Source organism: Scytonema sp. PCC 10023 (assembly GCF_963920835.1).
Taxonomy (GTDB): domain Bacteria; phylum Cyanobacteriota; class Cyanobacteriia; order Cyanobacteriales; family Nostocaceae; genus Kalymmatonema.
Window position 1 is genome coordinate 1 of record NZ_CAWUDP010000195.1, and the last position, 7,925, is coordinate 7,925.

At 42.8% G+C, this 7,925-nt stretch carries 7 protein-coding genes and 1 pseudogene; 2 read left to right on the forward strand and 6 right to left on the reverse strand.

Annotated features, from left to right (window positions below; translation table 11 throughout):
- Nucleotides 1–117: 117 nt before the first annotated feature.
- From ACM0OZ_RS47040 to ACM0OZ_RS47055, 4 genes and pseudogenes are all read right to left on the reverse strand, one after another.
- Nucleotides 118–348 (reverse strand): annotated as a pseudogene (locus tag ACM0OZ_RS47040) (four-carbon acid sugar kinase family protein); the annotation flags it as partial.
- 7 nt (nucleotides 349–355) lie between these two features.
- On the reverse strand, nucleotides 356–1,021 hold the full coding sequence (locus ACM0OZ_RS47045; RefSeq protein WP_414589852.1) for a hypothetical protein: 666 nt from the start codon (nucleotides 1,019–1,021) through the stop codon (nucleotides 356–358).
- 155 nt (nucleotides 1,022–1,176) lie between these two features.
- A complete protein-coding gene (locus tag ACM0OZ_RS47050; protein ID WP_414589853.1) occupies nucleotides 1,177–1,749 on the reverse strand; it encodes a hypothetical protein in 573 nt (190 codons plus the stop codon).
- 70 nt (nucleotides 1,750–1,819) lie between these two features.
- A complete protein-coding gene (locus tag ACM0OZ_RS47055) occupies nucleotides 1,820–3,301 on the reverse strand; it encodes a GTP-binding protein (RefSeq protein ID WP_414589854.1) in 1,482 nt (493 codons plus the stop codon).
- Between the two features lie 225 nt (nucleotides 3,302–3,526).
- On the opposite strand from ACM0OZ_RS47055, the gene tpiA reads away from it, so the two are divergent.
- Both tpiA and folP read left to right on the forward strand, forming a co-directional pair.
- A complete protein-coding gene (gene tpiA, locus ACM0OZ_RS47060; RefSeq protein ID WP_414589855.1) occupies nucleotides 3,527–4,252 on the forward strand; it encodes a triose-phosphate isomerase in 726 nt (241 codons plus the stop codon).
- 224 nt (nucleotides 4,253–4,476) lie between these two features.
- Complete coding sequence (gene folP, locus ACM0OZ_RS47065) at nucleotides 4,477–5,340, forward strand: dihydropteroate synthase (protein WP_414589856.1); 864 nt, start codon at nucleotides 4,477–4,479, stop codon at nucleotides 5,338–5,340.
- Here the strand turns inward: folP and ACM0OZ_RS47070 are convergent.
- A complete protein-coding gene (locus ACM0OZ_RS47070) occupies nucleotides 5,337–6,173 on the reverse strand; it encodes an SPFH domain-containing protein (protein WP_414589857.1) in 837 nt (278 codons plus the stop codon). The genes folP and ACM0OZ_RS47070 overlap by 4 nt on opposite strands.
- Before the next feature lie 168 nt (nucleotides 6,174–6,341).
- Entirely contained in the window at nucleotides 6,342–7,571 is a 1,230-nt protein-coding gene (locus ACM0OZ_RS47075; RefSeq protein WP_414589858.1) for an RNA-guided endonuclease TnpB family protein, read from the reverse strand.
- Nucleotides 7,572–7,925: the final 354 nt, after the last annotated feature.

Sequence of the window (7,925 nt, forward strand, 5' to 3'; positions counted from 1 at the left end):
ATCTCCCTCATCTCCCTCATCTCCCTCATCTCCCTCATCCCCCTCATCTCCCTCATCCCCCTCATCTCCCTCATCCCCCTCATCCTCCTCATCTCCCTCATCCTCCTCATCTCCCTCATCTCCAGAGACCACTTGTTTCAGGTTCTGGCAAACTTCTCTAGTAATAGATGCAGCTTTTTCTGGGGGCAAGGCTCTTGTATTTGTTAGCACAAAGAAAATGGGTGAATCATCCTGCAATCCCAAGCGTAAGGTGTCCACATCCCAATGCATAAGCAGCAAGCAACTGTGGACAGTTTGAGACCCCGTAGGGTCATCATCTAAGACAATTATTTTTGGTTTGTTGGTCATTTTTAAGTCAATGGGACGACTGTATTTTTCTTACTTGTGCTTGCACATCAAGAGCAATCTGCAATGATTGATTTAGCAGTTGAGCATACTCGCCTGAAACAGGGCTAAGTTGCAGACTTTGTAATTTTGTTAAATTATTGACAAGTAACTCTTGGTTATTAGTCAGTAACTTTTTATTATCTCTTAAAATTCGTTCTGTTTTCAAAGCGCGAACTAAATCTTCTCTAATAAGTTGCAGAGCAGCTACAACTTTTTCTCTATCAGTTATACTAGTTTCGGTGTTTCCAGATGTTGCAAGTTCGTCATGAATATCTATCGCTTTGATTACAGCATGATATTGATCAACTTCATCTAACAGTGTTATTAGTGTTTTGGGACAGGTTAAACGCCGCCAAAACCAGCGCCCAACTATGACAGCAAGTGGCACGGTTATAAGTAAAATGATTCCTAGCAGAATTGAGGAACCAATTGTTGGCAGAATGATAAACCCATAAATCAACCCGACAATGATTGGAGTCAGTGCGACTGCTACAATCATCTCATTCATAAAAAAACTCAATCGCTTCTCGCGATTTTTCATAATAGAAGGTCGCAAGACATCATCTGGATTTAGCCCAATCAGGCGTCTCAGTTCTCCCTTCGTAATTTCCAGGCTCATTAAGTCCGGCTGCACAGGTTGATACTCCTATCATTGGACTAGTTGCGTATATGTTGTATCCTAATTTTAGGTGGTAATCTATAGTAAAATTTATGACAAACAAACTCTAGATATTATTGTAGCTAAGCTCTAAAGACAATAATGGCACTTGCTAGCACCTCGGATTGCTTTTAATCCTCTTCTAATTTTCTCATTTCTAGTTGCACATTTTGTGCAATTTTTAAGGCTTCATCAAGTCGTTGTGCATATTCTCTCGCCTCATGGCTGACTTGTAATGCTTGCATAGCACTTACATTGCTCTCCAAAACTTCCGTATTTCCAGCAATGAATTCCTTATTTTTTCTCAAAATACGCTCTGTTTTTAACGCACAAATTAAATTACGTCTTGTGGTTTTTAGTAGGGCGATGACTTTTTCTCGCTCAGTTAAACTCACTCCTTGGTTTCCGGCAGCTTCTAGCTGGTCATTAATATCTATTGCTTTTAACACTGCATTATAATTATCAATTTCCTTAAGAAGATTTTTCTGACTTTCTCTGAACAATCTCCACTTAATCAAGTAAGCAATAGGAATTAATCCCCAGCCAAAAAACAATATCTGCTGAACATACTCGCCTAAAAGTGATACAAGTGCTAAACGTGGGTATTTTAATTTTTCATAAGCTTTCAAATCTCTAGGGCTCAGACCAACTATTTGTTTTAAGTCATCTTGTGTAATATATAAGCCTTGTAAATCGGGTTGCATAGCTATGTATTGATTCAAGAGATTAGCTATTGGTGAAAATTAGGAAAGCAGTATCTTATGCTTCAAGCAATTATTTTGTCGTTTTATCTTTTATCTTTAATCGCAATTCATCCTTGATGCGGTTGAGAATTGAACCTTCATCAAGCGTTCCCAAAATTTTACTAATGACAGCTTTAGGACCATCTGGTCCCCATGTTGCTCCATTGGCTAAATATGCTTTGGTTACATACCCAAGACCATAGCAAGAAACGCCTGCCACACCAGCTTGAGTCAGCGCTACTGACACATAAGCACCCAAAGACGCGCCCCCAGTAGCAGGTGCAGATAGACCGAGTAATGTTTTCAGAGAACTCAAGCCCAAATTTGCCAACAGTTCGCTAGCAGTGATACCACCCATACTGAAGGCAATTGTTTGTAATAATTTTACGGCTCCGGCTTCGGTCATGGGAATGCCATAAAGTTTGGAGAGACCGAGGATAAGAACGATATCTATGACTGCACCACTGAGAATATCCACAACTGTGACAGGATTGAGAGCGATCGCCATTGTCTTAGTGATCACCGCTTTCCAAATCAACTGATTAGCACTTGTGTCTCGAATATTCAGTTTTCGCTGCACCAATTGTTCGTTGACGTTGTCAGCATACAGCATGGTGTTGAGGGCAACCAAAGCTTTACCTTCGCGGTGGAGAATTTCCAAAATTTTCAGCTTCAGTTCTTCGACTTGGGCAGTTCCTGTACGCACCTGCACACCTCTGGTGCCGTCAGGACGATGAACCATTGTCCTCACCAACGGGGATGCTGCTGCCATGACAATTTCATCGGGTGAAAGTAATTCCCGCACCCTCTCATCCCGGATTTTTTCATAGATTGCCATCCGGTCTGCTTCGGGATACTGGTCTACTTTGTTAAACACTAGCAAGATCGGTTTACCCGCTTCTCGTAACTGGGCAAGGGCTTCGTGTTCAACTTTCGTCATGTCGCCAGAAATCACAAACAGAATTAGATCTGCTTGTTTTGCCACCTGTTGAGCTAATGCGGTGCGGGTTTCACCATCTACCTCGTCTAACCCTGGGGTGTCTATCAATTCCACTTGAGATTGACCAGTTCCCGATAAAGTCACTCGTAAAGCACGTTCTGTTTCCCCAATTGCTTCTTCAGTAATACTCCAACTTGCTGTTTGAGCATTGCGGGTGACACCGTGCAACGGACCCGTTTCAAACACTGGTTGTCCCACCAAAGCATTGAGTAGGGATGATTTACCCCGTCCTACCATACCAAAGGCAGCTATCTGCACCACCATACGCTCTAACTTCGAGAGCATTGTTTCCAAATCGGCGATTTCCGTCTCAAGTCCGTTTTTTTCCTCTTGAGTGAGGTCAAGATGAGCTACCAAATGTTGTAGTGCCGTTCGTGCCTGTTTATAATTGAGTTCTGCCTGAATATCTTCAAAAGTGAAAATCGCGCTATCGAGTTCTTCCTCCCAATTGAGAGGATTTTCGCCAGTGTTGGGCAAATCGCTACGATGTGGATCGGGGAATGTCGAAGTCATATCAATTTTGGATTTTAAATTTTAAGTTACTTATAGGTGATAAATTTTAATAAACCCCGTTACCATCCTAGTAATTTTTAGCAGCAGATTGGGGACGCGGGGACATGAGTAAGTGAGCAGGTGGTTAGTGAAACTTTTTGACAACTAACAATTAACTAATGGCTAACAAAAAGTCCTAAACTGAAAAATGCATCTAGTAGCGTTAGGATCTTGACGAAATCACCTGTGCGAAAAATAGTTATTGCCGGTAACTGGAAAATGTTCAAAACCCAGGCAGAATCCCTGGAGTTTTTAGAAGGATTTCTGCCCACCTTGGACGAAACCCCCCAAGACCGAGAAGTGGTATTATGCGTCCCCTTCACCGATTTAAACGTTTTGTCCAAGAATTTGCATGGAAGCCGTGTACAATTAGGGGCGCAAAATGTCCATTGGGAAGAGAGTGGAGCGTATACCGGTGAAATTTCCGGACTGATGCTCACGGAAATTGGGGTGCGCTATGTTATTGTCGGTCATAGCGAACGCCGGCAATACTTTGGGGAAACGGATTATACCGTCAACCTGCGCCTCAAAGCTGCTCAACGGTTTGGTCTTACCCCAATTCTATGTGTAGGTGAAACTAAACAACAACGAGATGCGGGAGAAACAGAATCAGTTATTATCACCCAATTAGAAAAAGACTTAGTGGATGTGGATCAGGAGAATTTGGTGATTGCTTACGAGCCAATTTGGGCGATCGGCACCGGCGACACTTGCGAATGCAAGGAAGCTAACCGGATTATCGGCTTAATTCGCAGCCAGTTGAGCAATCCTGGTGTGCCAATTCAATACGGTGGTTCGGTCAAGCCAAATCTTATAGACGAAATCATGGCTGAACCAGAAATTGATGGCGTCTTGGTGGGAGGAGCGAGTTTAGAACCTGTAGGTTTCGCCAAAATTGTTAACTACAAGTAAATTTTCAGCAACCATTTTCTCGTTTTTCTCGTTCCCTGGCTCAGCCAGGGAATGCATACAGTGAGACTCTGTCTCATTTGACGCCTCTCACGGCTAAAAGCCAGTGGGCTTTCTGCTCTCAATGGTGTAAAATATAGCACAAGTCATCCGGTAATCTGGAGGCGGAGCCTCTAGTCAAGCGTTCCCAGGCTACAGCCCAGGAACAAGTTTAAAGCGTAAATCTTATGACACCCAATTTGATAATTCGAGAACGCTGTTTTGAGTGGGGACAGCGAACATATCTCATGGGCGTTCTCAATGTCACGCCTGACAGTTTTAGTGATGGTGGCAAATTCAATACAACCACTGCTGCTTTAGCACAGGCGCAAGCAATGATAGCAGGTGGTGCTGATATTATCGATGTTGGTGGACAATCAACTCGACCAGGGGCGCAGCAAATCACTGTTGCAGAAGAACTTGACCGAGTCCTGTCAGTTGTACAGGTTCTACGAAAAGAAATACCAGTACCGATTTCTGTAGATACAACAAGGGCAGCAGTTGCCAAGGCTGCTGTGGAATTTGGTGCGGATATAGTTAATGACATTTCCGGCGGTACGTTTGACCCAGAAATGTTGTCCACTATGGCGACAATGAATGTGCCAATTATATTGATGCATATCCGGGGAAACCCACAGACAATGGCACAATTCACAAATTATCAGAATTTGATACAGGAAATTTCTAGTTTTTTGGCAAAACAAATTGCCGCAGCAGTGGCTGCGGGTATTGATCAAGGAAAAATAATTATTGATCCAGGTATTGGCTTTGCTAAGAACTACGAGCAAAATTTAGAGATTTTTCGCCGCTTATCCGAATTGCGTCAACTCAACTGCCCGATTTTAGTAGGAGCATCACGTAAAAGTTTTATTGGTCGTATTTTAAATCAACCAGACCCGAAAGCCCGAGTCTGGGGAACGGCGGCGGCGTGTTGTGCTGCTATCTTTAATGGCGCTGATATCCTCCGAGTTCACGATGTTAAAGAAATGCGCGATGTATCCTTGGTTGCTGATGCAATCTTCCGAGAATCTTCGTCAGTCTTGCCAAATTAGGCAGAACCATTTTCAGTACTCTTGCCAGCTTCTTCTGATACTGACTCGGAAATCAAATCCATCATGCCACCAGCTTTGCCTGGGTCTACAAAGACAACTTTGGCATTCTCGCTTTCACCAAGTCTATAACTGGCATTGATGTAATCTTGAGCCACCAAATACCGCAGAATTTCCTTACTTTCGGGATTGGTACGCAAAGCGTCAGAAATTATTTGCATTGAGGTTTTCGTACCTTCTGCTTTCTTAATTGCCGCTTGTCGCTGCCCTTCTGCTTCTAAAATTGCAGCGCGGCTATTAATTTCAGCTGCGCGCTGCTCTTCCATTGACCTGCGTACGCTCTCAGGCGGTGTAATACTCTGAATATCTACCCGGAGAATTTCAACTCCCCACTGTTCCGTTATCCGATTCAACTCTTCCAATAAGGTTCTGTTCATGTCCACTCTGGATGAGTTGGTTTCCTCCAAGGTGTTTTGAGCAATCATTTCTCGAAGCGTGGTTGTAGTTAAGGTTGCTAACCCCTGTTGGAGATCGTCAATTTCGTAAAAGCTTTTCTCTATATTTCTGATGCGCCAGTAGACGACACCATCTATTTCTAGATAGATGTTATCTCTGGTGATCACATTCTGCGGCTTGATGTCTAAAACCTGCTCGCGTGTTGTGTCCTCCATCACAATTTGATCTAGCAAGGGAACAATGAAGTTTAGTCCTGGTCTGAGTTTCCGATGATACTGTCCCAAGCGTTCAACTAAGGCTTCATTCCCCTGATTAATAAGTTTTGCAGACCCTAATGCATATCCTATAAGGACTAAGACTATGGCAATAATCGGTTCCATGTATTCTCCTATTTAGCGTTTGGCGGCATTAACTGTAAGGACGCGGCACGACCATGTCCTATCTTCAGTCTAATGTCCAGAATGTGTAATGTTAATATCACAAGTTGGGGTACTAGGCAAGACAATTGGGAAATGTAAAGATTTACAGCTACTTAGGATTGGACATGGCTAGTGAACTACCCCGCCGCTCCCGGTGGACGGGGCTTCTGTACTCATAGGGGAGTGCCTCAGATGAGACTTTCGCCCCATCTTTGGTCTTACCTCCCCTCCTACAGCAGAGACGGCTGAACCTTCCGCCTTTAGCATTCTGATACCCTCTACTCTAATATTGATGGCTGCATTTCCATCTCTGTCATGATGAGTGCCACAGTTCGGACAAGTCCAGTCCCTTACGTCTAACGACATCTCTTTGACTTGGTAAAAACACTTAGAACAGAGCTTGGAACTAGGGAACCACCTATCAATTTCAACCAACCTTGCACCTTTGCGTTCTAGTTTGTAGGCTAAGAAGTTGGTGAATGTTCCCCACCCAGTATCAGAGATTGCTTTCGCCAAGTTATGGTTACGAACCATGCCTTTGACATGAAGATTCTCTACTATGACAGCTTGGCTATCGCTGACCAACTTGTAACTAAGTTTATGTAGAAAATCTTGCCGCGAGTTGCTAAGGCGTTCGTACACTTTGGCAACAACTTTTCTATATCTGTAGCGTGAATTACTTCCCTTTTGTTTACGTGCTAGCTTTTGTTGTTTGCGCTTGAGATTATTCTCGTGTTTGGCAAGATGCTTAGGATTATCATATTTGGACACCTTTTTACCGTCTGTGACAACAGCAAAGTGTTTCAACCCTAAATCAACGCCATAAATCTTACCTTCTGTTGTAGATGAATTTTCACATTCTACTTCAGTTAGGATAGATGCAAAGTATTTCCCCGATGGCGTTTTGCTAACGCTAACAGTTTTGATTTTCCCCGAAATCGGTCTGTGTATTTTGGCTTTGACTACTCCGATATTACCTGGAAGTTTGACATTGCCCTCTACTATTTTGACGTTTTGAGGATACTGAATTGACTGTTTACCATGTTTGGATTTGAACTTGGGAAACCCAGCACGTTTATCAAAAAAATTTTTGTATGCTGTGGTCAGATTGAGTGTTGTAGCCTGCAAAACCTGGCTATAACAATCAGCCAACCATTCCGTATCTTTTTCTTTTTTAAGTTTTGGCAATAGTGCATTGAGTGCCACTTGTCCAAGTCCTTTCCCTGTTTCTGTATAAACTTCAATAGATTTATTCAAAGCATAATTCCACCACCAACGCGCACAACCAAACGTCTGAGCTAGTTGTATCTGTTGTTCTTTTGATGGATATAAACGAACCTGTACAGCTTTGTGTAGCACTCAATATCACCTCCTTGTTTTGTTAATTTTACTACTATATGCAGTTAGCAGTAAAGTAAGATCTGGATAAATTTGGAAATTGTGAGGTACATCCTTTATGGATGTCCGAGCAATTTCCCGACTATCCATCCCCACCGCATTGGTTGCGGGAATTCCATCAAATTCGTTAAATCACCAAGGGAGTTGGGTATGCAAATACAATTTGTATAATTATTCTACTGATATCAAACATAGTTTCCAGAAAACGTACAGGCGATGCCCCTCGTACTTTGCACCATCGCCACACAATGAATCGTTGTAGACTCATTACTAGAAAACACAATTTCGCAGTTAAATGGAGTGAGTCATAGTATT